Origin of the sequence: Aeromonas sp. FDAARGOS 1402, from assembly GCF_019046925.1 — a bacterium.
Classification (GTDB): domain Bacteria; phylum Pseudomonadota; class Gammaproteobacteria; order Enterobacterales; family Aeromonadaceae; genus Aeromonas; species Aeromonas caviae.
In genome coordinates this window covers 1,341,153-1,367,500 of sequence record NZ_CP077201.1, presented here as the reverse complement: position 1 = coordinate 1,367,500, position 26,348 = coordinate 1,341,153, and the positions used below count along the sequence as shown (strand labels likewise).

Sequence of the window (26,348 nt, the reverse complement as noted above, 5' to 3'; positions counted from 1 at the left end):
TAATCGGGGCAGGGTGAGTCGACCCCTAAGGTGAGGCCGAAAGGCGTAATCGATGGGAAGCAGGTTAATATTCCTGCACGACTTGTAATTGCGATGGGGGGACGGAGAAGGCTAGGTGGGCCAGGCGACGGTTGTCCTGGTGAAAGTGCGTAGGTGGTGTTTCTAGGCAAATCCGGAGACACAACACTGAGACACGAGACGAACGCACCACGGTGCGGAAGCCATTGATGCCCTGCTTCCAGGAAAAGCCTCTAAGCTTCAGATTACAAGTCATCGTACCCCAAACCGACACAGGTGGTCGGGTAGAGAATACCAAGGCGCTTGAGAGAACTCGGGTGAAGGAACTAGGCAAAATAGTACCGTAACTTCGGGAGAAGGTACGCTCTTGTTGGTGAAGTCCCTTGCGGATGGAGCTGACGGGAGTCGCAGTGACCAGATGGCTGGGACTGTTTATCAAAAACACAGCACTCTGCAAACACGAAAGTGGACGTATAGGGTGTGACACCTGCCCGGTGCCGGAAGGTTAATTGATGGGGTTAGCGCAAGCGAAGCTCTTGATCGAAGCCCCGGTAAACGGCGGCCGTAACTATAACGGTCCTAAGGTAGCGAAATTCCTTGTCGGGTAAGTTCCGACCTGCACGAATGGTGTAACCATGGCCATGCTGTCTCCACCCGAGACTCAGTGAAATCGAATTCGCCGTGAAGATGCGGTGTACCCGCGGCTAGACGGAAAGACCCCGTGAACCTTTACTACAGCTTGGCACTGAACATTGAACCTACATGTGTAGGATAGGTGGGAGGCTTTGAAGGCGTGACGCCAGTTGCGCTGGAGCCGTCCTTGAAATACCACCCTTGTATGTTTGATGTTCTAACGCAGGGCCCTGAATCGGGCTCGCGGACAGTGCCTGGTGGGTAGTTTGACTGGGGCGGTCTCCTCCCAAAGAGTAACGGAGGAGCACGAAGGTTGGCTAATCCTGGTCGGACATCAGGAGGTTAGTGCAATGGCATAAGCCAGCTTAACTGCGAGACGGACAGGTCGAGCAGGTACGAAAGTAGGTCATAGTGATCCGGTGGTTCTGAATGGAAGGGCCATCGCTCAACGGATAAAAGGTACTCCGGGGATAACAGGCTGATACCGCCCAAGAGTTCATATCGACGGCGGTGTTTGGCACCTCGATGTCGGCTCATCACATCCTGGGGCTGAAGTCGGTCCCAAGGGTATGGCTGTTCGCCATTTAAAGTGGTACGCGAGCTGGGTTCAGAACGTCGTGAGACAGTTCGGTCCCTATCTGCCGTGGGCGTTGGATGATTGAAGGGAGTTGCTCCTAGTACGAGAGGACCGGAGTGAACGAACCTCTGGTGTTCGGGTTGTCACGCCAGTGGCACTGCCCGGTAGCTAAGTTCGGAATCGATAACCGCTGAAAGCATCTAAGCGGGAAGCGAGCCCTGAGATGAGTCATCCCTGACCCCTTGAGGGTCCTAAAGGGCCGTTGGAGACCACAACGTTGATAGGTGGGGTGTGTAAGCGTAGCGATACGTTGAGCTAACCCATACTAATTACCCGTGAGGCTTAACCATACAACACCCAAGAAGTGTTCTAAGGCTTGTAGCAAATAGAACGAACTACTCAAATTCAGTGATAATGACAAGCAGCTAGCAAAGTCGTTATTCACGTCAGCTTTCCGAGATTGAAGAATTTGCCTGGCGGCAATAGCGCAGTGGAACCACCTGACCCCATGCCGAACTCAGAAGTGAAACGCTGTAGCGCCGATGGTAGTGTGGCATTCGCCATGCGAGAGTAGGACACTGCCAGGCACCCAATACAAGAAACCCCGCTCACTCGAGCGGGGTTTTTTATTGCCTGAAATTCACGTTATCCATCCATATCTGGTTGATTTACCACCACAATTGTATCGTTATACAACCTGATCAGCACAGGGCAGCTCCATGTTGACTATCCCATCTTCCAGCTGAATATCGATCTTGAAACCGAGCCGTTTGGCCAGATTGATCATGCCGCGATTGCTGGGCATGGTCATGCCAGAGAGCTGGCCTATGCCACGCTCTCTGGCATAGCGCACGATCTTTTCCATCATCAACTTGCCGAGTCCGAGCCCTTTCAAGTCTGAGCGGACCAGGATGGCAAACTCCGCATCCGATTGATCCGGGCTGGCAATGGCTCGCACTACTCCCAGGATCTGCTGGCTGAAAGGGCCGTCCTGACCCACGGCGACGAAGGCCATTTCCCGGTCATAATCGATCTGGGTCATGCGGGCCAGCTCCTCATGCCCCAGCTCCCCCACGTCGGCGAAGAAGCGTTTGTACCTGTCTTCATCAGACACCTGCCGCACGAACTGCTTGTGGGCCGGCTCGTCTTCGGGGCGGATGGGGCGCAGCAGTACATGACTCTGATCTTTCAGCCAGGCACCCTCTTCCAGCTCGGTGGGATAGGGGCGAATGGCCAGTGGCAGCACTTGTTGTCCTCGCTCTGCCAGGACGAGCCGGGCATCCAGGATCACCATCTCTTCACCACAGGCCTGCAGCGGGTGCAGATCCAGTTCTTGTATCTCGGGGAAGGCCAGCAGCAGCTCGGAGAGCTGGCACAGCACCTGGCCGAGGGCGTCGATATCGAGCCGTACCGGACTGGCCTGCTCGCGGATCTTGCCATCCTTGAGGGCACCAATGATCTGGTAGCGAGCCAGTGCCTGGTTGAGGGGAGGAAGGGCCGCGACCATCTCGCGGGGCTCGGCGCCGGATTCCCCGAGCAGGATGACGGGGCCGAAGACCGGATCCTGCTGCAAGCGGATCCGTAGCTCCAGACCCCCGCTGCGGCGTGCCATGCGTTGTACCAGAAGCCCTTCTATGCGGGCGCCAGGATCGTGCTGACGTACCCTGTCCAGAATGGCATCCGCCGCCTGGGCGACTTCCGCCGAGGTGCGCAGGTTCAGCATGACACCGTGTACATCGGATTTGTGGGCGATGTCGGGAGATCGCAGCTTCACCGCTACGGGGTAGCCGATCTGTTCTGCAGTCAGTGCGGCCTCTATGGCATCGGAAACGATCCAGGTCGCGAGGGTGGATAGCCCGGCTGCCTGCAAGATGGGATGGGCCAGGTGGGTGTCCAGCACCCGCTGCTGGCGCTCCAGCGCTTGCCCAAGGAGCTGCTGGCAGCGCTCGACATCGAGCCTGTCGCCCTGCAGGGAGGCCGGTGTTTCCATCAACTGCTTCTGGTTGCGGCGATATTCCACCATGTGCATGAAGGCCGTGACGGCGCTTTCCGGGGTGCGATAGGTCGGGATGCCCGCCTCATTGAACAGGCGTCTCCCCTCCTGGGCGGAGTATTCGCCTGCCCAGTTGGTCAGGATGTTGAATCGTCTGGCCCTGGGATGCTGCTTGATGAAGTCGATCAGGTTGCTGGCGAGGGTGACACCTCGGGCGGTGAGGGACGGTGCATGGATCAGCAGGATGGCATCGGCACTGTCCCCTTGGAGCAGCGTCTCGAGTGCACTCTTGTAGGCCTCGATATCTGCATCGCTGCCGATGTCGAGGGGTGGCATCGCCAGCTTGCCTCCCCGAGACAGCAGTACGTCTGCGGCCATGTTGGCGAGGCCGCGCCCGTTGGAGAGGATGGCGAGCCGCTCCCCCTTGAGGGTCAGGGAGTGGCTCAGGGTCTCGACAGTGGCAAACAGTTCGTGGGTATCCCGGACGCGCAGCATGCCAGCTCGGCGGATGGCGGCATCATAGACATTGTCGAGACCGTTGGCCGGGTCATGCCGACCGCTCTTGAGGATCAGGATGGGTTTGTTGCGCGAGGCTGCACGGGCGGCGGAGAGAAAGTGCCTGGCATCGTGCAGCTTGTCCATGTAGATCAGGATGGCGCGGGTCGTCCCGTCCCGGGAGAGCTGATCCAGCAGTTGGCCAAAGTCGATGTCGCAATGATCGCCCAGGGAGATGAAGGCCGAGAAGCCGATTTCGCGCTGCTTGGCCCAATCCAGGATGGTGGTGCTGACCGCTGCCGACTGGGAGAGAAACGCCACCTGTCCCGGAGTCGCTGCAATGGGGGAAAAGCTGGCGTTGATACCCTGCCCGGGGAGCAGCATGCCCATGCTGTTGGGGCCGAGCAGCCGGATGCCGTATTGCTGGCACAGATGCTTGAGCCGCAGGCGCTCGTCAGTGGAGAACTGGGCGGCCAGTATGATGGCGGCTCCGGTTCCTTTCTTGCCGAGCTCCTCGATGAGCGGCAGTACCCGTTCGCGCCGGGTACAGACGATGGCGAGATCGGGGGAGAGGGGAAGGCTCTCTATGTCCGGATAGGCGAGCACGCCAGCGATGGCCTGGCTGCGGGGGGCTACGGGTAGTATAGGGCCCTGGAACTGACCCGCCAGCAGGTGCCGGATGACCACATGGCCTGCTTTCTGCGGATCACTGGAGGCGCCGATGACGGCGATCGAGTGAGGTTTGAAGAGCCGATCCAGGCCGCTTTGTTTCATGGGCACTCCTCGTGGTGGCCCCCGGGGCGAGGGGGGCGGATGGTGCCAGTCTAATACGCTTTGCGTGCGGGTTCTGTGACCGATTGCGGATCACGATCTGGCCAGTGCGCTGGCGCGCAGATAAAAGCGCAGCTCCCCCTGAATGCATTGGACCGTGGCGAGGTGCTTGTCCTGGAGATAGATCTCCTGCTCCCGATCGAGTTCATGGCGCTGGACCCCGAGGCTTTGCAGATATTCTGCGAACAGGATGGCACTGCGGATTTCGACAAGATGCTGGCTCACGCTCTATTCCTTGATGGTGGCTGGATGGTGCCGGCCAGTGTCCCCTCTTCTCCCCCACTTTCATACTGATACATTTGACACTCACTGTGGCTCCGACGCCTGCCGGATCAGCGAAGGCCTCCCTGGCCGCGTGCGGTGTCCCAGAAGGCGCGGATCAGCGGCTCTTCCAGCCGCTTCTTGAGCACGGCGATGCCGACGTCGAACGCCTTGAGCGCCGGTTTGGGCTCGACCACACGCACCTTCTCCCCCATGGGGCTGTGATCGATGACGGCGGCAGGCACGACACCCACACCGAAGCCGAGGGCCACCATGGCGACGATGCCCTCGTTGCCCGCCACTTCTGCATAGATGTTGGGAGCTATCCCCTTGTTGCGAAACCATTGATCACAGCGCTTTCGGGCCAGCCCCTGTTCGGAGAGGATCAGCGGCAGGCGCTCCCAGTCAGGTTCGCCCTGGGGGAACCACTGACCCTGCTGGGGGGCATTGCGGGGGGCGATGAACACCAGAGGGACTTGTTGCAGGCTGGCGAATTCCAGCTTGGACGAGAGCGCATCCGGCCTCGCTGCGATGGCGAGATCGGCTTCGTCAGCCAGGATCTTGTCCACTGCCAGTGCCGGGTCGCCGGTCTCCAGCTTGATCTCCAGCTGGGGATAACGGCGACGAAAGCGTTCCAGTACCTCGGGCAGCAGAAAGTAGCTGGCGGTGACCGAACAGAACACCCGGAGCCGCCCTTGCAGCGGCTCGTCGCTGCGCTTGAGCTCCTGTTTGAGTTGGCGCCACTCCTGCAGCAAGGCACCGCCAAACTCCCGCAGCTTGTCACCAGCAGGGGTGAGCCGCACCGAGCGGTTGTCCCGCTCGAAGAGCACGCAGCCGGTCTCCTGCTCCAGTCGCTGGATGGCGCGGCTCAGGGTGGAGGGGCTGACCGCCATGGCATCGGCGCTTTTGCCGAAGTGGAGGGAGTCGGCGAGGTGGAGAAACAGTTCGAGATTGCGAAGGTCCATCTTTTTATTCCTGCGGCGTTGTCAGGCGCCCTGTAGCACGATGGCTCGGCGGCGGGAGATTGCGGGAAATCACATTTCAATTCCTGCAACGTACTGTTTCGAATATATCAGTTCAGGCAATAAGTGTCCCGCGCTATAGTGGTTTCGACAACGCCGCCATCCGGCATGGAATCAATCGAACGGAGCAATCACCATGGCTAACTATTTCAACACCTTGAACCTGCGTCAGCAGTTGGCCCAGCTGGGCAAGTGTCGTTTCATGCAGCGCGAAGAGTTCGCGGACGGCTGCAACGTGCTGAAGGGCAAGAAGGTGGTGATTGTGGGCTGTGGCGCCCAGGGCCTGAACCAGGGTCTGAACATGCGCGACTCCGGGCTGGACATCTCCTACGCCCTGCGCAAGGCCGCCATCACCGAGAAGCGCGCCTCCTGGCAGAAGGCCACCGACAACGGCTTCGTGGTCGGCACCTATGAAGAGCTGATCCCGACCGCCGATCTGGTGCTGAACCTGACTCCGGACAAGCAGCACTCCGACGTCGTCAAAACCGTGATGCCGCTGATGAAGCAGGGCGCCGCGCTGGGCTACTCCCACGGCTTCAACGTGGTGGAAGAGGGGCAGCAGATCCGTTCCGACATCACCGTCGTGATGGTTGCGCCCAAGTGCCCGGGTACCGAAGTGCGTGAAGAGTACAAGCGCGGCTTCGGCGTACCGACCCTGATCGCCGTCCACCCGGAGAACGATCCCCAGGGCGAGGGCATGGCCATCGCCAAGGCGTGGGCCTCTGCTACCGGTGGTGACCGTGCCGGCGTGCTGGAATCCTCCTTCGTCGCGGAAGTGAAATCCGACCTGATGGGCGAGCAGACCATTCTGTGCGGCATGCTGCAGGCCGGTTCCCTGCTCTGCTACGACAAGCTGGTTGCCGAGGGCACCGACCCGGCCTATGCCGGCAAGCTGATCCAGTTCGGCTGGGAGACCATCACCGAGGCCCTGAAGCAGGGCGGCATCAGCTTGATGATGGACCGCCTCTCCAACCCGGCCAAGCTGCGTGCCTTCGAACTCTCCGAGCAACTGCGCACCCTGATGCGTCCGCTGTTCGAGAAGCACATGGATGACATCATCGCCGGCGAGTTCTCCCGCGGCATGATGGCTGACTGGGCCGAAGACGATGCCAAGCTGTTCGGTTGGCGCGAAGAGACCGGCAAGTCCGCCTTCGAGAATGCCCCTGCCTATGCCGGCAAGATCGCCGAGCAGGAGTACTTCGACAATGGCGTGGTCATGGTGGCCATGGTCAAGGCGGGTGTGGAGCTGGCGTTCGAAACCATGGTGGCCTCCGGTATCTATGAAGAGTCTGCCTACTACGAGTCTCTGCACGAGCTGCCGCTGATCGCCAACACCGTCGCCCGCAAGCGTCTGTACGAGATGAACGTGGTCATCTCCGACACCGCGGAGTACGGCAACTACCTGTTCGCCAACGCCGCCGTGCCGCTGCTGCGTGAGCACTTCATGCCGACCCTGCAAGCAGGGGACCTGGGCAGTGCCCGTGCCGAGAGCAAGGCGGTGGACAACCTGGCCCTGCTGGCTGCCAACGAAGCGACCCGCAACCACCCGATCGAGAAGATCGGCCAGACCCTGCGTGGTTACATGAAGGACATGAAGCGTATTGCCGTCGGCGGTTAAGCCTTCGCTGAGCGGCATCGGAAGGGGCGGGGATGACGATCCCCGTTACTGGCTGGCTTAGACACCTGGCCTGTCGTCCGGATGATGCAAACAGACAGATTGAAGCCTATAAAAAAGCCCCGCTCATCGAGCGGGGCTTTTGCATTCTGGAGGGCCGGAGCAATCAGGCCTTCCAGGCTTTCCAGGTGTTGATCAGGCCGTTGGTGGAGCCGTCGTGGCTGGTGACGGCCTCATCGGTGCCCAGCTCCGGCAGGATCTTGTTGGCCAGCTGTTTGCCCAGCTCCACACCCCACTGGTCGAAGGAGAAGATGTTCCAGATTGCGCCCTGTACGAAGATCTTGTGCTCGTACATGGCGATCAGGGAGCCGAGGGTTTTCGGGGTCAGCTGCTTGAACAGGATGGAGTTGGTCGGGCGGTTGCCTTCGAACACCTTGAACGGCACCAGATCCTTGACCTGCTCCAGGGTCTTGCCGGCGGCCAGGAACTCGGCCTCCACCGCTTCCTTGCTCTTGCCGAAGGCCAGGGCCTCGGTCTGGGCGAAGAAGTTGGCCAGGAGCTTCGGATGGTGGTCACCGATGGGGTTATGGCTGATGGCTGGCGCCAGGAAGTCGCAGGGGATCAGCTTGGTGCCCTGATGGATCAGCTGGTAGAAGGCGTGCTGGCCGTTGGTACCCGGCTCACCCCAGATGATGGGGCCGGTCTGGTAGTCCACCGGATTGCCGTCGCGGTCCACGTACTTGCCGTTGGACTCCATGTTGCCTTGCTGGAAGTAGGCAGGGAAGCGATGCATGTACTGATCGTACGGCAGGATGGCTTCGGACTCGGCACCATGGAAGTTGTTGTACCACAGGCCGATCAGGGCCAGCAGTACGGGCACGTTCTGTTCATAGGCGGCAGTGGCGAAGTGCATGTCCATCTCGAAGGCGCCTTGCAGCAGGGCCTCGAAGTGCTCGAAGCCGAGGGAGAGGGCGATGGGCATGCCGATGGCGGACCAGGAGGAGTAGCGGCCGCCGACCCAGTCCCAGAACTCGAACATGTTGTCGGTGTCGATGCCGAACTCGGCCACGGCCTTGCCGTTGGTCGAGAGGGCGGCGAAGTGCTTGGCAACGTGGGCCTTGTCACCGGCATGACCGAGGAACCAGTCGCGGGCGGTCAGGGCGTTGGTCATGGTCTCTTGGGTGGTGAAGGTCTTTGAGGCCACCAGGAACAGGGTGGTTTCCGGATCGATCTTCTTGAGCGTCTCGGCGATGTGGGTGCCGTCAACGTTGGAGACGAAGTGCATCTCCAGGTGATTCTTGTAGGGGCGCAGGGCCTCGGTGATCATGACGGGGCCCAGATCGGAGCCACCAATGCCGATGTTGACCACGTGCTGGATGGCCTTGCCGGTATAGCCCTTCCACTCGCCACCGATGACCTTCTCGCAGAAGCCCTTCATCTTGGCCAGTACGGCGTTCACTTCCGGCATCACGTCCTTGCCGTCAACCTCGATGGGACGGTCGGAGCGGTTGCGCAGGGCGGTGTGTAGTACGGCGCGCCCTTCGGTCATGTTGATCTTGTCGCCGTTGAACATGGCGTCGATGGCGCTGCGCAGATCGGTCTCGCCAGCCAGGTTCACCAGCAGCTTGAGGGTCTCTTCGGTGATCAGGTTCTTGGAGTAGTCGACCAGGATGTCGCCACCGAAGGTGAGGGAGAACTTGTCAAAACGCTTGGGATCCTGTGCGAACAGATCCTTGAGACGCATCTCCTTGTTGGCTGCAAAATGGGCTTCCAGTGCCTGCCAGGCCTGGGTCCGGGTTGGATTGATATTTTTCATAGGATTATCAGTCTTCCAAGTTGTGTTTGAACCTTGCAGGCAAGGCTCCCGCCAAACCTTATTATGCGAGCATTATACCGGGCACTCCGTGCGCCCCGTGTAACAGAGCATTACCAATTGTCTGCAACGAGGGAGTGTACAACCAAAACAGTGCGATTATGAGTCACCCAGTACCCCGGGATCTTGCGTTCGCGCATGCTTGTTCGGGTTGAAAAGGCTTTCATTTCAAGGGGAGCACGGCCGTGGCGCTGGAAAGCTGGCGTGACAGATAAAAGGGTATTCAACAGACGCTCATCGGACGGTTTTTTGAGCAGGCGCAAATGGTGGGCAACAGACGCTGGCTATCATATGAGCCGAATGGACGAGATCTCCCAGGGATGGCCAAGGTATGGAATCAATGGTGTGGAATGAGGAGATCGAGATGAAAGCCCTGTTATCCCTGTTATCCCTGTTTGCCCTGAGCCTGATCGCCACCGGCCTCATCGGTTTGCTGACCCTGACGCTGGCCAATGCGGCGCCGACGCTGGAGATCCGCGTACTGGCGGTGATCGGAGCCGTGCTGGGGGGTTATGTGCTGATGCAGCCCCTGCTCAACCGGGTTGCACGCCGGCTGGGGTGAGAACGCGGTGCGACCTGGTGCGCAAGACCGGCCTGTGGCCGGTTTTTTCATGTCACAGAAGGCAGAAACGACAGTGCCAGCCCGAAGGCTGGCACTGGAGAACGCACACCGAGGATCAATCCGCCGTCTTTTGCATGTGGACCACACGCTGGGGGAAGGGGATCTCGATGCCCTCGGCGTCGAAGGTGAGCTTCACCTTCTCGTGGAAGTCGAACCAGACGCCCCAGTAATCGCCGGTCTTGACCCAGGGGCGCACCACGATATTGACCGAGGAGTCGGCCAGCGCGGCGACGGCAATGGTAGCGGCCTGCTCCTTCAGGATGCGGGGCTCTTCGCTCACCAGCCGCTCCAGGATCTGTTTGGCCTTGCGCAGGTCGGAGCCGTAGCCGATGCCGAATGTCATGTCGACGCGGCGGGTATCCATACGCGAGTAGTTGACGATGGTGCCGTTTAGGATGGCGGAGTTTGGCACTACCACCATCTTGTTGTCACCCGAGGTGAGGGTGGTGGTGAAGAGCTGGACCGATTGCACAACGCCATTGGTGCCTGCCACCTCGATGAATTCCCCAGCCTTGATGGGGCGGAAGATGATGAGCAGGAAACCGGCGGCAAAGTTGGAGAGAGAGCCCTGCAGCGCCAGACCGATGGCCAGACCGGCGGCACCGATAATGGCGACGAAGGAGGCGGTCTGCACCCCGACCCGGCCCAGGGCGGCGATCACTACGAACACCAGGATGGTGTATTTGAGGATGCTGCCGACGAAGTGGGTGACGGTGGTGTCCAGCTTGCGGGTCTGCATCACCTTGACCACGCCACCGCTGAGAAGGTTGGCGGCAATGTAACCGACCAGCAGGGTGATCAGGGCGGCGGCGATGTTGACCGCATACTCGATGATCAGTCCCTGGTTGTTGGTCAGCCAGGTCTGTGCTTCGGTAATGATCTCGGGTTCCATAGGATGTCCTGTTGGTGTGAAGATTTATGGCAGATGAATCTAACACTTGAGCGCGACAAGCTGGGTCGCATCTGGTGCTTGTCTCTTCTTTTGTGCCACAAAAAGCAAGGGAGGCCAAGGCCTCCCGTTTTGTCACAACCCTGCTGGCGCAGGGACGCTCGGCATGTGCGCACTCAGCTTTGCAGCTGCTGGCTGCGGATGAACTGCCACTGATCTTCAAACCCGGCGGTGGGGTTGATTGTGAGCTCGGAGCAGACGTGCATTGGTTGATGCGGTTTGCTGGCTCAGCTTTGCAGCTGCTGGCTGCGGATAAACTGCCACTGATCTTCAAAGCCGGCAGTGGGTTTGATTTTGAACTCGGAGCGGACGTGCATTGGTTGATGCGGTCTGCTGGCTCAGCTTTGCAGCAGCTGGCTGCGGATAAACTGCCACTGATCTTCAAACCCGGCGGTGGGCTTGATGTTGAACTCGGAGCGGACGTGCATTGGTTGATGCGGTCTGCTGGCTCAGCTTTGCAGCAGCTGGCTGCGGATAAACTGCCACTGATCTTCAAACCCGGCGGTGGGTTTGATTGTGAGCTCGGAGCAGACGTGCATTGGTTGATGCGGTCTGCTGGCTCAGCTTTGCAGCAGCTGGCTGCGGATAAACTGCCACTGATCTTCAAAGCCTGCAGTGGGCTTGATTTTGAACTCGGAGCGGACGTGCATTGGTTGATGCGGTCTGCTGGCTCAGCTTTGCAGCAGCTGGCTGCGGATAAACTGCCACTGATCTTCAAACCCGGCGGTGGGCTTGATTTTGAACTCCGAGCGGACGAACTGGCTGATGCGGCCCTCGGTATAGGCCAGCAGCAGGTTGGCCAGCATGGTCTCGTCGAGCTGGAAGCCCTGGCCTTCCCGCAGCCGTTTCTCGCGCAGTACCTGCTTGATCTGGGTCTCCAGCTTGTCGAACAGAATGCTGATGCGATCCCGCAGCCGATCGTGTTCGCCCAGCAGGGCATCGCCATTGAGAATGCGGGTGATGCCGGGGTTGCGCTCGGCGAACACCAGCAGCAGCTGCAGTATGTGATGGCAGCGGGCCATGGTGTCCTTCTCTTCGGCCATGATCAGGTTGACCCGTGACAGCAGGGAATCCTCGATAAAGTCGATCAGCCCCTCGAACATCCTCGCCTTGCTGGGAAAATGCCGGTAGAGGGCCGCCTCGGACACGCCCACCTCGGCCGCGAGGCGTGCCGTGGTGATACGCTGGCCCGGGCTGGTTTCCAGCATGTGGGCGAGTGCCTGCAGGATCTGATCGCGCCGACTCTGTTTCTGGTTACTGCTTGCCATGGATTCCCCTAAAAAAACAATGGCTTGATTCTATTATTTGGCACGTGCCCCAGGGGGCCGTGTGGTCTTGTTATTGGCGACCAGAAGAACCAAACCCGCCTTCACCCCGTTCACTCTGATTGAATTCGTCGACCAGCTGGAAGCTAGCCTGTACCACCGGCAGGATCACCAGCTGGGCGATGCGCTCGCCAGGCTGCATGGTGAAGCTGTCGTTGCCACGGTTCCAGACCGAGACCATCAACTGACCCTGGTAGTCGGAGTCGATGAGGCCGACCAGGTTGCCCAGCACGATGCCGTGCTTATGGCCGAGGCCGGAGCGGGGCAGGATGGTGGCGCACAGACCCGGATCCTGGATGTGAATGGCCAGCCCGGTCGGCACCAGCGTGGTGTCACCCGGGGCCAGGGTCAACGGTGCATCCAGCAGGGCGCGCAAGTCCATGCCAGCGGAGCCCGGTGTGGCGTAGGCGGGCAGCGGGAAGTCGGTGCCGATGCGGGTATCCAGGATTTTCAGTTCAATTTGTGTCGTCATGAATCTTTTTCAATTGGATCGCCTGGCGATCGGGTGGTACTGCAGGAGCCTGGGGCTCCCGGCATGTGCAATGGGCTCAGGGTCGATAATGGCGTGCAATCAGGGCGACAAGATGACGGGCGAGCGTCAGCTTATCGGCCAGGGGCAGAGCGGCTTGACCCCCTTGCCAGAAGACGGTCAGGGCGTTGTCATCGGCATTGAAGCCCTGGCCTGCACGGGACACATCGTTGGCGGCGATCATGTCCAGCCGCTTACGTCGAAGTTTGTCGAGGGCGTATTGTTCCACATCCACGGTTTCGGCGGCAAATCCGACGGTGAAGGGTTTGTCTGACAACGCCCCCACATCGGCGATGATGTCGGGGTTTTTGACCAGGGTCAGCTGCATTTGGTCGTTGTCGCCGGTCTTCTTGATCTTTTGCTCGGCCACCTGGGCGGGACGGTAGTCGGCGACGGCAGCGCAGCCGATAAAGAGGTCGCACTCACCGACCCGGCTCATCACTGCTTCGTGCATCTGCAGGGCACTCTCCACATCGATGCGGGTAACGCCGGCCGGGGTGGCCAGTGCCACCGGGCCGCTCACCAGGGCCACCTCCGCGCCCGCTTCGCGCGCGGCGCGGGCGATGGCGTAGCCCATCTTGCCGGAGCTGTGGTTGCTGATATAGCGCACCGGATCCAGCGCCTCGCGGGTCGGCCCGGCGGTGAGCAGCAGCCTGACGCCTGCCAGGAGTGGCTCGGCGGCGAGCTGCTGGCAGCAGCGTTCCACCAGTTCTAGGGGATCCAGCATCCGGCCCGGGCCCACATCGCCGCAGGCCTGGCTGCCGGAATCCGGCCCCCACAGCTGAATGCCGCGCTCGGCGAGGGTCTGGAGGTTGGCCTGGGTGGCGGCGTTGCGGTACATCTGCTGGTTCATGGCTGGCGCCAGGGCGACAGTCGCCGGGGTGGCCAGGCAGAGGGTGGTGAGCAGCTCGTCCGCCATGCCGGCGGCCATGCGGGCCATCAGGTTGGCGCTGGCGGGGGCGATCAGCACCAGATCGGCCCACTTGGCCAGTTCGATGTGGCCCATGCCCGCCTCGGCAGCCGGGTCCAGCAGACTGTCGGCCACCGGGTTGCCTGAGACGGCTTGCAGGGTCAGCGGGGTGATGAACTCCTTGGCGGAGCGGGTCATCACCACTCGCACCTCGGCCCCCTGATCTTTCAGGCGACGTACCAGTTCGGCACTCTTATAGGCGGCGATCCCGCCACTGACACCCAACAGGATGCGTTTATCGGCCAATCTCATCTGCTGCTTCTCTTCCGGCTCACTCTGACTGGTCGGCTAAGATAGCACAGGCAATGGGTGGCGACAGAGGCTGACATGGGGGAGTTGTGGTCGGGCTCGCGGGATTCTTTGCTATGTTTTCTCTCAATAGCCATGAGGGAGAGACAAATGAGCATCAAGGAGTGGCCGGAAGAGGAGCGCCCGAGGGAAAAGCTGCTGCGCCGAGGGGCAGCGACGCTCTCCGATGCCGAACTGCTGGCCATCTTCCTGCGCACCGGGGTCAGCGGGTTGAGTGCGGTGGACCTCTCCCGCCAGTTGTTGCAGCAGTTTGGTTCCCTGCGGGCACTGCTGGGAGCCGAGCAGCAGGATTTTTGTGGCGCTCACGGGCTGGGACCTGCCAAGTATGCCCAGTTGCAGGCGGTGCTGGAGATGGGGCGGCGCCATCTGGCCGAACAGTTGCAACGGGGAGAGGCGCTCACCTCGCCCGGGCTCACCCGTGACTTTCTGCAAGCCCAGTTGCGGGATCGGGGGCGGGAGGTGTTCGCCCTGCTGCTGCTCGACAACCAGCACAGGGTCATCCGGTTTGTCGAACTTTTTTACGGCACCCTCGACTCGGCGAGCGTCTGGCCCAGAGAAATCGTGCAGATCGCGCTCAAACATAATGCAGCCGCCGTGATTCTGGCGCATAATCACCCGTCCGGCGTGGCCGAGCCCAGTCGGGCGGACCGCCAGATCACGGATCGGATCCTGGCCGCCCTGGCCCTGGTCGATATCAGAGTGCTTGATCACCTGGTGATCGGTGATGGCATCACGGTTTCTTTCGCAGAGCGTGGTTGGTTGTGACTGGGCTCTGGCACTGTATTAGTTGATCTTTGATCACGGATGCTGTATAAAATGCCGCCTTCTGTTTGCCCCGCAATCGAAGGCCAGCGGGGCAGATATTTGCTCGAGCAATGAAGTAAGATTTGGAGAGACTGACATGTCTAGAGTATGCCAAGTAACCGGCAAGCGCCCGGCAGTTGGTAACAACCGTTCGCACGCTAACAACGCTACCAAGCGTCGTTTCCTGCCGAACCTGCACACTCACCGTTTCTGGGTTGAGAGTGAAAAACGCTTCGTGAGCCTGCGCGTATCCGCAAAAGGCATGCGTATCATCGACAAGCGCGGCGTTGAAGTGGTTCTGGCTGAACTGCGTGCCAGCGGCGTTAAGGTATAAGGAATTAGATCATGGCTAAAGGTATTCGCGATAAGATTCGCCTGAACTCCAGCGCCGGTACTGGTCACTTCTATACCACTACCAAGAACAAGCGCACCATGCCCGAAAAAATGGAGATCAAGAAATTTGATCCCGTGATTCGTCAGCATGTGATCTACAAAGAAGGCAAAATCAAGTAATTACTTGGTTTCGCTGCAAAAACCCGGCCTCGTGCCGGGTTTTTTTATGGCTGGAATTCAGTACACTGCCGATTCGAAGGGAGGCTAGCCATGTTCAAACTGAGCCGCAAAGGCTGGAACAACGTGATCATCGTGGTCGTGTTGATCGTCATTACCCTGTTGCACCGGCTGGAGCAGGCCCAGCAGGAGAACAGTGCCAAACGCGCGCGTCCGCTGTTGCCGGAGAGTGCCGTGGTGCTGACCTGGCAGGGGCCGAGCTGGCAGATAGAGCGTATCGGCCAGGGCTGGCGCAGCGTGCCTGATCTGGGGCTCGGCAGCGCCCAGCTGGCGGCCCGCATCGAGATGTGGCAAGGCTGGTTGCTGCCCCCCGGCGAGCCCGTGCGCGGCACCCCGGTGACCCTCAAGATCTGGATCGCCGGACAGAGCGATCCGGTGGAAGTCGGGCTCTATCAGGACGACGGCAAGTTTGCCGCCCTGCTGCCCTCCTCGACCTGGCTCAGCTTGAGTCAGGCGCAATACCGTGACCTGATGCGTCCCATTCCCTGAACGAGAGATCGCCCATGCCTGAATTACCGGAAGTCGAAGTCAGCCGCCAGGGCATCTCCCCCTGGCTTACCGGCATCAAGGTGACCCGCGTGGTGGTGCGGGACGGCCGCCTGCGCTGGCCCGTGCCCGGCGAGATCCAGGAGCTGGTGGATCTCGTCATCCACCGCGTCAGCCGCCGCGCCAAATACCTGTTGCTGGAGACCGACTTCGGCACCGCCATCCTGCATCTCGGGATGTCCGGCAGCCTGCGGGTGCTGGACATCGGCACCCCGGCCGAGAAGCACGATCACGTGGATATCGAGCTGGCCAACGGCAAGCTGCTGCGGCTCAACGATCCGCGCCGCTTCGGCGCCCTGCTGTGGACCCGCGAACCGGCCGAGGCCCATGCCCTGCTCGCCAAGCTGGGGCCGGAACCCCTCACCGATGCCTTCCATGCCGATTACCTGCGGGAGCGGGCGAAGGGGCGCAGCACCGCCATCAAGCAGTTCCTGATGGACAACCATGTGGTGGTCGGGGTGGGCAACATCTACGCCAACGAGGCGCTCTATGCCGCCGGCATTCATCCCAGGCGGGCGGCGGGCAACATCAGCGCCGAGCGGCTGGGCACCCTGGTGAGCGAGATCAAGCGGGTGCTGGCCGAAGCCATTCACCAGGGGGGCACCACCCTCAAGGATTTCACCAGCGCCGACGGCAAGCCAGGCTATTTCGTGCAGCAGCTGCAGGTTTACGGCCGTGGCGGCCAGCCCTGTTTCCACTGCCACACCCTGCTCACCGAGGTGAAGATGGGCCAGCGAACCACGGTGTTCTGCTCCCACTGCCAACGCTGAAAGAGGGGTTTTTGAGCCGGAACCGGCCAAGTTGTAAGAGAGTATTTCCGGTCTGTTGAAGCGGCGTCAGCCCATGACTACTATCTCGCCAGTTCAGGCTGCGAGGTAATAAAATGACAGCTAAATCAATAGACTGGGAACATTTATCCCGGCAGGGGCACTATTGTGCCCACGATATGGCCCGCTTCCTCTATCCCGAAGACAGCGCCCGCAAGACCTTCAATCGCGGCAAGTTTTTGCTGCGCAGTCTGCTCTACCGTGCGCAGTTGAACCGGGTGTTCGAGCTGTTCCAGAGCGCCCCCCTGCGAGCGCTTCCCGCCCGCCACCCCGAGCTGCTCGACAAGCCGATGCGCCCCTATCGCTTCGCCTGCTCGACGGTGAACCAGCGGGTCAAGATGGTGGAGGATCACTACCGCCTGCTGCTGGGCCTGTACCCCGAGCTCATCGACCCGCTCTATCTGGGGGAGGGGATAGTGCTGGGCCATTATCCCGATGGCGGCTGGCGCATCGTGCTGCGTCACGACGGCACCTTCCGCAGGGAGGCGGAGCTGGCCCTCTCCATCGTCAACGCGCGGGGGGAGCGACTCTACAGCTGTGCCTTCTCCCTGGCGGGCAGCGAACAGGAGCTGGCCCTGGTGATCGGGTCGGTGCAGGGGCCGGAGCCCTGTGTCGAGCAGCCCCAGGAGCAGGTGCGGGCATTGACCCGGGCGGGTCAGGGTCTGAGACCCAAGTCGCTGGTGGTGATGCTGGTGATGGCGCTGGCCGGGGCCATGGGGGCCCACCGGGTCTGTGCGGTACGCATGAAGGCCCACATCTTCCAGGCAAGACGGTACAGCAAGAAGAAGAAAGCCTGCCTGCAGGCGGACTACGACGAGCTGTGGCAGGAGTTTGGCGCCCTCGATCAGGACGCCAACTTCGTGCGGCTGCAACCCGTGGTGCGCAAGCCGCTGGAGGAGGTGGCCGCCAAGAAGCGGGCCATGTACCGGCGTCGCTACGAGTGGCTGGACGGGCTGGAGCGGGCGATCCGCCAGCAGTTTGCCCGCAGCTAGGCGTGCAGTGCCTTGATGCAACAAGGGCTACCCGCGGGTAGCCCTTGTTCGTTTCTGCCCATCAGGGGAGGGATTAGCGCTGCTGCCTGGCGGCGATGGCCTGAGCCACCAGGGGGTCGACGAACTGGTGGATGTCACCTCCGTGCAGCGCCACCTCCTTCACCAGGGTGGAGGAGATGAAGGAGTTCTCCTCCGCCGGGGTGAGGAAGACGCTCTCCAGGGTGGGCATCAGGCGACGGTTCATGTTGGCGAGCTGGAACTCGTATTCGAAGTCGGAGACGGCGCGCAGGCCGCGGATCAGCACGTTGGCCTGCTGCTCCCTGGCAAAATCCACCAGCAGGCCGGAGAAGCCCACCACCTTGACGTTGGGCAGGTGAGCCGTCACCTGCCGGGCCAGCTGAACGCGCTCCTCGAGATCGAACAGCGGCCGTTTGCTCGGGCTGTTGGCCACCCCGACCACCACCTCGTCGAACAGTCTGGCGGCGCGGCCAATGAGATCGGTATGGCCGTTGGTGATGGGGTCGAAGGTGCCGGGATAGATTACCTTGTTGGTCATGCTGCTGATTCCTGAAACCGGAAAACTGGTCGCATTATAGGGGCTGTTGCCGGTTTGTCGCGACCGGGATGGCGCGGATTTCTGGCGCTGATCGGCGGCCGGGGTCGCACAAATCGGAGCCCCGTGGCGTCTTCGCTTGAGAATCGCCCTGCATCAGGCAAGAATACCCGCATCGCGCATCAAGCCTCCTTCGCTGGTGACAGGGAGCATAGGGATTTTTTATGAAACGTATTCTGGTAGTCCGCAATGACAAGATTGGTGACTTCATGCTGGCGTGGCCGAGCTTTGCCATGCTCAAGCGCTCCATGGAGTGTCATGTGACTGCCCTGGTTCCCGCCTACACGGCGCCCTTGGCCCGCCTCTGCCCCTGGATCGACGAGATCATCCTGGATCCGGGTGCCCGGGCCGACAAGGAGCAGCAACGCGCCCTGCTGGCGCGCATCAAGGCGGCCGCCTTCGATGCTTCCATCTGCCTCTTCTCCAACACCCGCAATGCCAAGCTGGTGTGGAAGGCGCACATTCCCTACCGGCTGGCCCCGGCCACCAAGCTGGCCCAGGTGCTCTACAACCAGCGCCTGGTGCAGCGCCGCTCCCGCTCCCAGAAGCCGGAGTACGAATACAACCTGGATCTGGTGCGCCGCTTCCTCGCCGATCAGCATCAGACCGTGGTAGAGCCACAGGGCCCCTACCTCGACTTCGACCCCGAGAGCCTGCTGCAGGTGCGCGAGCAGGTTGCCGCCCGTCTCAGGCTCGACGCCAGCCGCCCCTGGCTGATGGTGCATGCGGGCAGCGGCGGCTCGGCCAACAACCTCTCCATCGAGCAGTACTCGCGCCTCATCATCAAGCTCAACCAGGCCTGTCCCGAGTTGCAGTGCGTGCTGACGGCAGGCCCGGGGGAGGAGGGGAAGGCGGAGCAGTTGGCGGCCGAATTGCTGGCCCATGGGGGCAACGGCTGGATCTATCGCTCCGACGAGGGGCTGCCGAAGTTCTGCCAGGTGATGGCCAACGCCGCCCTGTTCGTGGCGGGCAGCACTGGGCCCCTGCACATCGCTGCGGCCATGGACGTGCCGACTGTCGGCTTCTTCCCGGCACACCGTTCGGCGACGCCGCTGCGCTGGCGGCCGCTCAACGGCGAGGGGCGCCATCTGCCCTTCAGCCCGCCGGAAGACAGCGACCACCCGGAGGACATGAGCCAGCTCGATCCCAAGGCCATGGCGGCAGAGATCGCCCGCTGGGCGCCGCCCTTCTGGCGCGCCGAGCGCTGAGAGCGCACACAGAACATACAGACAGGGCCCCGCGGGGCCCTGTCTTGTATGGGGATGCGCCCTGCTGGTAGACCGGCCTACCGGGCGTGGCTCCCGACAGCCCCCTTGACGGGCCTGCCCGGGCCCCGGGCAGGGGAAACCTGTCGGTATAAGCCGGAGTCGGGTCATGTTGCCAATATCCATGCATTCGGCTTATAGCGGCCAGTTTTCGTCCGTGGCGCCCGGGTTTGCGCCGTGAGCGGCCCCGCGAGGGCTGCGCCCGCTCCACGGCAATAGGGTTTGCCCCTTGTCCCGCTGGAACAAGGGGTGAGTGATTAATGCGATGTTTGAGGCGCGATGCCCTATTTCGGCTGCTGGGGCTGCTGGCGAACCCAGAGATCGGCGTATTTGACGAAGGTGGAGTGGGCGGAGAGGATGGCCAGCAGCAGGCCCTGCTTGCCGTCGAGGAAACCGGCCTTGAGCAGGTACATCTTGAGGAAGCAGCCGACGGCGTGGACCAGCCCCTGGCCGAGTGATCCCTTCTTGCCGCGGGCGGTGCGCTGATCGGCCCATGCGCGGGCATAGCCGGCGGATTTGACCAGGTAGTGTTCCAGATCCCGGTAGGTGTAGTGGAGGAGGTCGCCCTGCAGGTTGACGATCTTCATGTTGGCGCGCACCTCCACCTTCTCGTGTACCAGCGCCTCGTTGTAGCCGGTCAGCGCCTTGGGGTAGAGGCGCAGCACCCGATCCGGGTACCAGCCGCTGTGGCGGATGAAGCGACCGAACACCCAGGAGAGCCGCGGGATGGAGTAGATGGTGTCGCTGGCCGGGTTGGCCATGACCCCCTGGATGGCTTCCCTGAGTTCGGGGGTGAGCCGCTCGTCCGCGTCCAGCCACAGCACCCACTCCGACTGGACATGGGACTGGGCGAGGCGGCGCTGACGGCCGAAACCGGGCCAGGTGGTGTTGACGAAGAAGCGGGCGCCAAATTCGGCGGCGATGGCCGGGGTGTCATCCTGACTGCCGGAGTCGAGAATGACGATTTCATCCGCCAGGCCTTCGAGGGAGGCGAGGCAGGCACGGAGGTTGTCGGCTTCGTTCTTGACGATCAGGACGGCCGCCAGGGTCGGTTTTTTCACAGGCAAGGGACTCTTGTTGGTGCCCGGCGGGCGGGTCATGCTCGGATTGGCGCCCATTCTAGCCTAAAACCCCGCGCGGGGCATGACCCGAGGGCCCGGTGGGCCCGCTTTTGAATGCGGGGGAAGGGGGATCTCTGCTACCCGGCAGTCGGTGGCCCAGGGCACGCCGTGTCCGGGTCGAAGAGGGCCTCAGGAGGGATGCGCGGGGGAGCAGATCCTGCCAGGTAGGCGTTTTGCGGGAGCAGACGGGTATCTTCTGTTATTTCTTCGGCCTTTCTTGGGGCATAATCTCGCCCAGTAACGATCAACAGCCGGGCCAGTCCCGAGAGAAGACGCGCGATGAAGATATTGGTGATCGGCCCCTCCTGGGTCGGCGACATGGTGATGTCCCAGAGCCTCTACAAGGCGCTCAAGAGCAACCACCCGGGCAGCGAGCTCCATGTGATGGCGCCGGCCTGGTGCGTGGCGCTGCTGGAGCGCATGCCCGAGGTGGACAAGGCCATCCCCATGCCGCTTGGCCACGGTGACTTCAAGCTGGGGGCACGCCGCCGCCTTGGCAAGCAGTTGGCCGCCGAGCAGTACGATCAGGCCATCATCCAGCCCAACTCCATGAAGTCGGCCCTCATCCCCTGGTTTGCCAGGATCCCGGTGCGCACCGGCTGGAAGGGGGAGCACCGCTTCGGTCTGCTCAACGACATGCGCAGCAACAAGCAGGCCTTCCCGCTGATGGTGGAAGGCTATGTGGCTCTGGCCTACCCCAAGGGGCAGATGAAGAGTCGGGACGACATTCCCGCTATTCCCCATCCCTCCCTGCACGTGGATCTCATCAACCAGGGCAAGGCGCTGGAGCGGCTCGGCCTGAATCGTGCTCGCCCCGTGCTGGTGCTCTGTCCGGGGGCCGAGTTCGGCCCGGCCAAACGTTGGCCGGAAGGGCACTACGCCGTGGTGGCGCAAAAGCACCTCGACGAGGGATGGCAGGTGTGGATCTTCGGTTCGGGCAAGGACGTGGACGTGGCCAACACCATCCGCGATCGGATCAACCCCCTGTCGCGCCCCAACTGCCACGTGCTGGCGGGCAAGACCAGCCTGCACGAGGCGATCGATCTGATGGCGCTGGCCGGTCGGGTCATCGCCAACGACTCGGGCCTGATGCACGTGGCGGCCGCCCTCAACCGGCCGCTGATCGGCGTCTACGGCTCCACCTCGCCCCTCTATACCCCACCGCTGGCGGACAGGGTCGAGATCGTCCACACCGACATCGAGTGCCGCCCCTGCTTCAAGCGCACCTGCAAGTTCGGCCACCTCAAGTGCCTGATCGAACTGATGCCGGAACAGGTCATCGAGGCGGGAAATCGGCTGGAGCGTGGGGAAACGGCAGATCTGACCATAGTGCGGCAGCCGGTGGAATCCTCCGCTGCTGTACCAGGTAATAGCTAGCATGATCTACCGGTTGCTCTACAACCTGCTGATCCACTTGGGGTTGCCCCTGGCGCTGCTGGCGCTCTACAAGCCCAAAAAAGGCAAGCCCGGCTTCGGGGCACGCTGGGCCGAGCATCTGGGACGATTGCCGCCGACCGGACAGGAGGCTCCCCTCTGGATCCATGCGGTGAGCGTGGGGGAGACCCTGGCTATCACCCCCTTCATCCGCGCCCTCAAGGCCGAGCGCCCCGAGCTGCCCATCCTGCTCACCACCACCACCCGCACCGGCGCCGAACAGGCTGCCAAGCTCGGGGATCTGGTGGTGCACCGTTATGCGCCTCTCGACTACCCCTGGGCCGTCTCGGCGTTTCTGAGCACCGTCAAACCCCGCGCCCTCTGGGTGATGGAGACCGAGCTGTGGCCGAACTGGCTGGCGGCCTGCGAGGCACGCCACCTGCCGGTGACCATCCTCAATGCCCGCCTCTCGGAGCGATCCTGTCAGCGCTATGGTCGCTTCCAGGGCGCCTTCGATGCCCTGAACCGCCCGCTGACCCACCTGCTGTGCCAGCATCAGGACGATGCGGATCGCTTCCATCGGCTGGGGATAGGGCGCAACCGACTGGCGGTGACCGGCTCCATCAAGTTCGACATCCAGTTTGGCGACGAGGTACAGGCCAGGGGCCGTGCCCTGCGCCAGCAGCTGGGGGAGGCACGACCTGTCTGGATCGCCGCCAGTACCCACCAGGGGGAAGACGAGCAGGTGCTGGCCGCCTTCGATCGGGTACTCAAGGTCCATCCCTCCGCCCTGCTGATCCTGGTGCCGCGCCATCCCGAGCGTTTCGATCGGGTGGCCGAGCTGTGCGCCCCCTACGGTTGCGTGCGGCGTACGGCGGGCAGTGCGGTCGGCGAGAGCGACAAGATCTACCTGGGTGACACCATGGGCGAGCTGCCACTGATGCTGGCGGCGGCGGATCTCGCCTTTGTCGGTGGCAGCCTGGTGCCCGTGGGCGGTCACAACCTGCTGGAACCGGCAGCGCTGGGCAAACCCTGCCTGACCGGCCCCGTCTATTTCAACTTCAGCGACATCACCCGCCAGCTGGTGGCCCAGGGGGGCGCGGCCGTGGTGGCGGACGCCGAGGCGCTCGGCCACCGGGTGAGCACCCTGCTCGGCGATGCCCCTGCCCGCCGCGAGATGGGGGAGCAGGCCCGCGCCGTGGTGCTGCGCAATCAGGGGGCGCTGGCGCGCACCCTCTCCCATTGCCTCGCCAGCCTGGAAAGTGACGACTGAGGCGGGGCGGCGTGGTGGCCGCCCCGTCAGCATGTCTGCCAAACCCCGGGAGACAATCCGCGCCTCTTTCCTTTATGCTCTGCCCTTTGCCCCTGACCCTGTGATGCTCCGATGAACCGCGCTCCCCTGCTGTTGATGATACTGGTCACCCTGCTGGCCGCCGCTGGCTGGCTCTTCTCGAAAGAGGCGATTCGTGAACTGCCCACCGCCGCCTTTATCGGCAGCCGCTTCCTGCTGGCCGCCCTGCTGCTGTTGCCGCTCGCCTGGTTGCGCGAGCCGCCCCCCAGTGGCTCACAACTGCTGCGCGCCGCCGGGTGCGGCACCTTGCTCGGGGCCAGCCTGCTGTTCTGGGTTACCGCCATCAGCCAGAGCGATGCGCTCGGCAGCGGCGCCTTCATCATGAGCGTGGCCACCCTGATGGCGCCGCTCGCCGCCTGGGCCGCCTTCAAGGCCAGACCCGGCCGTCACTACTGGCTGACTCTGCCCGTGGCCGTCGCGGGTCTGCTGCTGCTCTCCAGCAGCACCCACTGGGGCGTGTCGCTCTCCCTGTTCTGGTTTCTGGCGGCGGCCGCCACCCTGGGGGTTCAGCTCGCGGTGCACCGCCACTTCGCCCAGTCCATTCCCCCTACCTGGCTCACCTGCATCCAGCTGGCGGTGACCGGACTGCTCGGCACCCTGCTCTCCCTGCTGACCGAGCAGTGGCCCGCCAGCATCGGCACTGGTATCTGGGGCTGGTTTGCGGCCAGCGTCCTGATCGCCACTACATTGCGCTACTGGCTGCTCACCCACGCCCTGAGCCGGATGACCACGGCCCACGCCGCCCTGCTGATGCTGCTCGAACCGGTCTGGACTCTTATCCTGAGCACCCTCTTCTATGACGAACCCCTGGGCCCCGCCAAGCTGGCCGGCGCCGGCCTGGTGCTGGGCGCCCTGGTGCTCTACCAGCTTCCCCTGCTGCTGCGCAGCCGAAGGCTGAAGTCACCGGTCTAGCCTGCGCGGGTGGGGGATGCATAGAAAAGAAGGAGAGGGTCTGCATGGCAGACCCTCTTTGCGTGATGGTACATGTCGGGCTCCCTTTGCTTGGGGCTGCCATCAGTCAGGCGGCTGAGCGCTGCGGGAAACGAGCATAAAAAAGCCCCCGGGTGGCGGGGGCTGGTGCATCGATGAGGGGGATCACTCGATGTTCTGGATCTGCTCGCGCATCTGCTCGATGAGCACTTTCAACTCGACGGCGGACTGGGTCACCTCGGCGTTGATCGACTTGGAGCCCAGCGTGTTCGACTCGCGGTTGAACTCCTGCATCATGAAGTCGAGGCGACGGCCACAGGCGCCACCCTTCTTCATGATCTTGTTGGTTTCGCTGATGTGCATCTCCAGGCGATCCAGCTCTTCGGCCACGTCGATCTTCTGGGCCAGCAGCACGATCTCCTGCTCGATGCGGGCCGGATCCAGCTCCACCTTGGCCTCGGCCAGCCGGTCGGTGAGTTTCTGGCGCTGCCACTCGATGATCTGCGGCAGGTGCTCCCGCACCTTCTTCACTTCTACCTGAATGCCGGCCAGACGCTGTTCGATCAGCGCCTTGAGGTTGGCCCCTTCGCTGGCGCGGGAGGCGAGGAAGTCTTCCATGGTCAGGTCGAAGCCGGCCATCAGCTCGGTGGCGACCACGTCCATGTCCTGCTCGGCGGCAGCCATCACGCCCGGCCAGCGCAGCACGTCCACCGGATTGAGCTGACCCTGGCCCGCCTCTTTCATCACCCAGTTGGCGCTCTCGATGATCAGCTTGGCCAGCTCTTCATTGATGTGGAGCTGGCTGGCGGCGGCTTGCGCGGCCTCGAAGCGCAGGTTGCACTCCACCTTGCCGCGCTGCAGCTTGGCGCGGAAGCGCTCACGCAGAACCGGCTCCAGGCTGCGCAGTTGTTCCGGCAGGCGAATGTAGGTCTCCAGATAGCGCTGGTTGACCGAACGAATTTCCCAAACGGCTGTGCCCCAGTCGCCCTTGAGTTCCTTGCGGGCGTAGGCGGTCATGCTGTGAATCATTGATTGTTCCGGGCTTGATGAAGTGTGCGGCCAGTATACTCAGCCAGGCCTGCTCCGTCAGCCGACGAGGTGGTTTTAGCGGCTGATATTTGAGTAGCGATCGCTTATACTCCTGCGCCAATTCAGCCAGCCCAGAGGTCAGTCCCATGTCCCGTCCCAGCGATCGCAGCGCCGCCCAGGTGCGTCCGGTAACCATCACCCGCCACTTCACCAAGCATGCTGAAGGGTCCGTGCTGGTGGAATTCGGCCACACCCGCGTGCTCTGCACCGCCAGCGTCGACACCAGCGTGCCGCGCTTCCTCAAAGGCAAGGGGCAGGGGTGGGTCACTGCCGAGTACGGCATGCTGCCGCGCTCCACCCACTCCCGGATGAACCGCGAAGCGGCCTCCGGCAAGCAGAGCGGCCGCACCCTGGAGATCTCCCGTCTGATCGCCCGCTCCCTGCGCGCGGCGGTAGACTTGAGTGCCCTGGGCGAGCACACCATTACCGTTGACTGCGACGTGTTGCAAGCCGACGGCGGTACCCGTACCGCCGCCATCACCGGTGCCTGCGTGGCGCTGGTGGATGCGCTGAACTGGATGGTGGAGAAGGGGCTGATCAAACAGAGCCCGCTCAAGCAGATGATCGCGGCCGTCTCCGTCGGCATGTTCGAAGGGGAGGCAATCTGCGATCTGGAGTACATCGAAGACTCCGCCGCCGAGACCGACATGAACGTGGTGATGACCGAAGATGGTCGCATCATCGAGGTGCAGGGCACCGCGGAGGCCGAACCCTTCACCCACGAGGAGCTGCTGGCCATGCTGGCCCTCGCCAAGGGCGGCATCGCCGACATTATTGCGCTGCAGAAGCAGTCGCTTGCATGATTTTAAAAACGCGGCACTGTCCGCGTTTTTTTATACCCCAC

24 protein-coding genes, 2 rRNA genes and 3 pseudogenes (1 of these 29 only partly in view) are annotated in these 26,348 nt (G+C 62.2%); 15 read left to right on the top strand and 14 right to left on the bottom strand.

The window, feature by feature from the left end:
* Positions 1-1,578: ribosomal RNA gene (locus I6L32_RS06535) — 23S ribosomal RNA — on the top strand (it extends 1,311 nt beyond the left edge of the window).
* A 122-nt stretch (positions 1,579-1,700) separates the two neighbouring features.
* A 5S ribosomal RNA gene (gene rrf / locus I6L32_RS06530) occupies positions 1,701-1,815 on the top strand.
* A 101-nt stretch (positions 1,816-1,916) separates the two neighbouring features.
* On the opposite strand, the gene I6L32_RS06525 is transcribed toward rrf, so the two are convergent.
* The 3 genes from I6L32_RS06525 to ilvY all read right to left on the bottom strand — a co-directional run bounded on the left by I6L32_RS06525 (position 1,917) and on the right by ilvY (position 5,773).
* On the bottom strand, positions 1,917-4,490 hold the full coding sequence (locus I6L32_RS06525) for a bifunctional acetate--CoA ligase family protein/GNAT family N-acetyltransferase (RefSeq protein WP_183149090.1): 2,574 nt from the start codon (positions 4,488-4,490) through the stop codon (positions 1,917-1,919).
* 90 nt (positions 4,491-4,580) lie between these two features.
* Positions 4,581-4,772, bottom strand: coding sequence for a hypothetical protein (locus tag I6L32_RS06520; RefSeq protein WP_042878337.1), 192 nt, complete (start codon positions 4,770-4,772; stop codon positions 4,581-4,583).
* 107 nt (positions 4,773-4,879) lie between these two features.
* Positions 4,880-5,773, bottom strand: a complete 894-nt coding sequence (gene ilvY, locus I6L32_RS06515) for an HTH-type transcriptional activator IlvY (protein ID WP_052816527.1) — start codon at positions 5,771-5,773, stop codon at positions 4,880-4,882.
* 193 nt (positions 5,774-5,966) lie between these two features.
* Here ilvY and ilvC point away from each other — a divergent pair, with 193 nt between their 5' ends.
* Positions 5,967-7,448 carry a ketol-acid reductoisomerase gene (gene ilvC / locus I6L32_RS06510; RefSeq protein WP_039041087.1) on the top strand — a complete coding sequence of 494 codons (1,482 nt, stop codon included), beginning with the start codon at positions 5,967-5,969 and terminating at the stop codon, positions 7,446-7,448.
* Between the two features lie 163 nt (positions 7,449-7,611).
* Here ilvC and pgi read toward each other — a convergent pair whose 3' ends face one another.
* Entirely contained in the window at positions 7,612-9,261 is a 1,650-nt protein-coding gene (pgi, locus tag I6L32_RS06505; RefSeq protein ID WP_039040994.1) for a glucose-6-phosphate isomerase, read from the bottom strand.
* A gap of 430 nt (positions 9,262-9,691) precedes the next feature.
* Here pgi and I6L32_RS06500 point away from each other — a divergent pair, with 430 nt between their 5' ends.
* Positions 9,692-9,880 carry a holin gene (locus I6L32_RS06500; protein WP_216945128.1) on the top strand — a complete coding sequence of 63 codons (189 nt, stop codon included), beginning with the start codon at positions 9,692-9,694 and terminating at the stop codon, positions 9,878-9,880.
* Positions 9,881-9,995: 115 nt separating this feature from the next.
* Here I6L32_RS06500 and I6L32_RS06495 read toward each other — a convergent pair whose 3' ends face one another.
* The 7 genes and pseudogenes from I6L32_RS06495 to coaBC all read right to left on the bottom strand — a co-directional run bounded on the left by I6L32_RS06495 (position 9,996) and on the right by coaBC (position 13,965).
* A complete protein-coding gene (locus tag I6L32_RS06495; RefSeq protein WP_042864726.1) occupies positions 9,996-10,832 on the bottom strand; it encodes a mechanosensitive ion channel domain-containing protein in 837 nt (278 codons plus the stop codon).
* A gap of 173 nt (positions 10,833-11,005) precedes the next feature.
* Positions 11,006-11,089 (bottom strand): annotated as a pseudogene (locus I6L32_RS23635) (nucleoid occlusion factor SlmA); the annotation flags it as partial.
* Between the two features lie 27 nt (positions 11,090-11,116).
* Positions 11,117-11,200: pseudogene (locus tag I6L32_RS06490) on the bottom strand (nucleoid occlusion factor SlmA); the annotation flags it as partial.
* A gap of 249 nt (positions 11,201-11,449) precedes the next feature.
* Positions 11,450-11,533, bottom strand: a pseudogene (locus tag I6L32_RS06485) (nucleoid occlusion factor SlmA); the annotation flags it as partial.
* A 27-nt stretch (positions 11,534-11,560) separates the two neighbouring features.
* The gene (slmA, locus tag I6L32_RS06480) at positions 11,561-12,157 is read right to left on the bottom strand and encodes a nucleoid occlusion factor SlmA (RefSeq protein ID WP_010676117.1); all 597 of its coding nucleotides are present in this window, start codon (positions 12,155-12,157) and stop codon (positions 11,561-11,563) included.
* Positions 12,158-12,227: 70 nt separating this feature from the next.
* On the bottom strand, positions 12,228-12,686 hold the full coding sequence (gene dut / locus I6L32_RS06475; RefSeq protein WP_216944837.1) for a dUTP diphosphatase: 459 nt from the start codon (positions 12,684-12,686) through the stop codon (positions 12,228-12,230).
* A gap of 76 nt (positions 12,687-12,762) precedes the next feature.
* On the bottom strand, positions 12,763-13,965 hold the full coding sequence (coaBC, locus tag I6L32_RS06470) for a bifunctional phosphopantothenoylcysteine decarboxylase/phosphopantothenate--cysteine ligase CoaBC (protein ID WP_216944836.1): 1,203 nt from the start codon (positions 13,963-13,965) through the stop codon (positions 12,763-12,765).
* A gap of 147 nt (positions 13,966-14,112) precedes the next feature.
* Here coaBC and radC point away from each other — a divergent pair, with 147 nt between their 5' ends.
* From radC to I6L32_RS06440, 6 genes are all read left to right on the top strand, one after another.
* Complete coding sequence (gene radC / locus I6L32_RS06465; protein ID WP_039040991.1) at positions 14,113-14,787, top strand: DNA repair protein RadC; 675 nt, start codon at positions 14,113-14,115, stop codon at positions 14,785-14,787.
* A gap of 136 nt (positions 14,788-14,923) precedes the next feature.
* Positions 14,924-15,160, top strand: coding sequence for a 50S ribosomal protein L28 (rpmB, locus tag I6L32_RS06460; protein WP_005307492.1), 237 nt, complete (start codon positions 14,924-14,926; stop codon positions 15,158-15,160).
* Positions 15,161-15,171: 11 nt separating this feature from the next.
* Positions 15,172-15,339: a 50S ribosomal protein L33 gene (gene rpmG / locus I6L32_RS06455; protein ID WP_005323752.1), complete on the top strand. Its 168-nt coding sequence runs from the start codon at positions 15,172-15,174 to the stop codon at positions 15,337-15,339.
* 90 nt (positions 15,340-15,429) lie between these two features.
* Positions 15,430-15,885: a hypothetical protein gene (locus I6L32_RS06450; protein WP_102983710.1), complete on the top strand. Its 456-nt coding sequence runs from the start codon at positions 15,430-15,432 to the stop codon at positions 15,883-15,885.
* Between the two features lie 14 nt (positions 15,886-15,899).
* Positions 15,900-16,712, top strand: a complete 813-nt coding sequence (mutM, locus tag I6L32_RS06445; RefSeq protein ID WP_049636089.1) for a bifunctional DNA-formamidopyrimidine glycosylase/DNA-(apurinic or apyrimidinic site) lyase — start codon at positions 15,900-15,902, stop codon at positions 16,710-16,712.
* A 176-nt stretch (positions 16,713-16,888) separates the two neighbouring features.
* Positions 16,889-17,761: a VirK/YbjX family protein gene (locus I6L32_RS06440; protein WP_049636088.1), complete on the top strand. Its 873-nt coding sequence runs from the start codon at positions 16,889-16,891 to the stop codon at positions 17,759-17,761.
* Positions 17,762-17,834: 73 nt separating this feature from the next.
* Here I6L32_RS06440 and coaD read toward each other — a convergent pair whose 3' ends face one another.
* On the bottom strand, positions 17,835-18,317 hold the full coding sequence (coaD, locus tag I6L32_RS06435) for a pantetheine-phosphate adenylyltransferase (RefSeq protein ID WP_010676110.1): 483 nt from the start codon (positions 18,315-18,317) through the stop codon (positions 17,835-17,837).
* Positions 18,318-18,538: 221 nt separating this feature from the next.
* On the opposite strand from coaD, the gene I6L32_RS06430 reads away from it, so the two are divergent.
* Entirely contained in the window at positions 18,539-19,582 is a 1,044-nt protein-coding gene (locus I6L32_RS06430) for a glycosyltransferase family 9 protein (protein WP_041214218.1), read from the top strand.
* 341 nt (positions 19,583-19,923) lie between these two features.
* Here I6L32_RS06430 and I6L32_RS06425 read toward each other — a convergent pair whose 3' ends face one another.
* Positions 19,924-20,700, bottom strand: coding sequence for a glycosyltransferase family 2 protein (locus I6L32_RS06425; protein WP_010676108.1), 777 nt, complete (start codon positions 20,698-20,700; stop codon positions 19,924-19,926).
* A 339-nt stretch (positions 20,701-21,039) separates the two neighbouring features.
* Here I6L32_RS06425 and waaF point away from each other — a divergent pair, with 339 nt between their 5' ends.
* The 3 genes from waaF (at position 21,040) to I6L32_RS06410 (ending at position 24,397) form a co-directional block, all read left to right on the top strand.
* Positions 21,040-22,137 carry a lipopolysaccharide heptosyltransferase II gene (waaF, locus tag I6L32_RS06420; RefSeq protein ID WP_103260971.1) on the top strand — a complete coding sequence of 366 codons (1,098 nt, stop codon included), beginning with the start codon at positions 21,040-21,042 and terminating at the stop codon, positions 22,135-22,137.
* Between the two features lies 1 nt (position 22,138).
* Positions 22,139-23,407, top strand: coding sequence for a lipid IV(A) 3-deoxy-D-manno-octulosonic acid transferase (waaA, locus tag I6L32_RS06415; protein ID WP_216944835.1), 1,269 nt, complete (start codon positions 22,139-22,141; stop codon positions 23,405-23,407).
* A gap of 111 nt (positions 23,408-23,518) precedes the next feature.
* Positions 23,519-24,397, top strand: a complete 879-nt coding sequence (locus tag I6L32_RS06410; protein ID WP_049636086.1) for a DMT family transporter — start codon at positions 23,519-23,521, stop codon at positions 24,395-24,397.
* A 183-nt stretch (positions 24,398-24,580) separates the two neighbouring features.
* Here the strand turns inward: I6L32_RS06410 and I6L32_RS06405 are convergent, their stop codons facing one another.
* Entirely contained in the window at positions 24,581-25,444 is an 864-nt protein-coding gene (locus I6L32_RS06405) for a YicC/YloC family endoribonuclease (RefSeq protein ID WP_010676104.1), read from the bottom strand.
* A gap of 146 nt (positions 25,445-25,590) precedes the next feature.
* Here I6L32_RS06405 and rph point away from each other — a divergent pair, with 146 nt between their 5' ends.
* Complete coding sequence (rph, locus tag I6L32_RS06400; protein ID WP_010676103.1) at positions 25,591-26,307, top strand: ribonuclease PH; 717 nt, start codon at positions 25,591-25,593, stop codon at positions 26,305-26,307.
* The last annotated feature ends 41 nt before the right edge of the window (positions 26,308-26,348 follow it).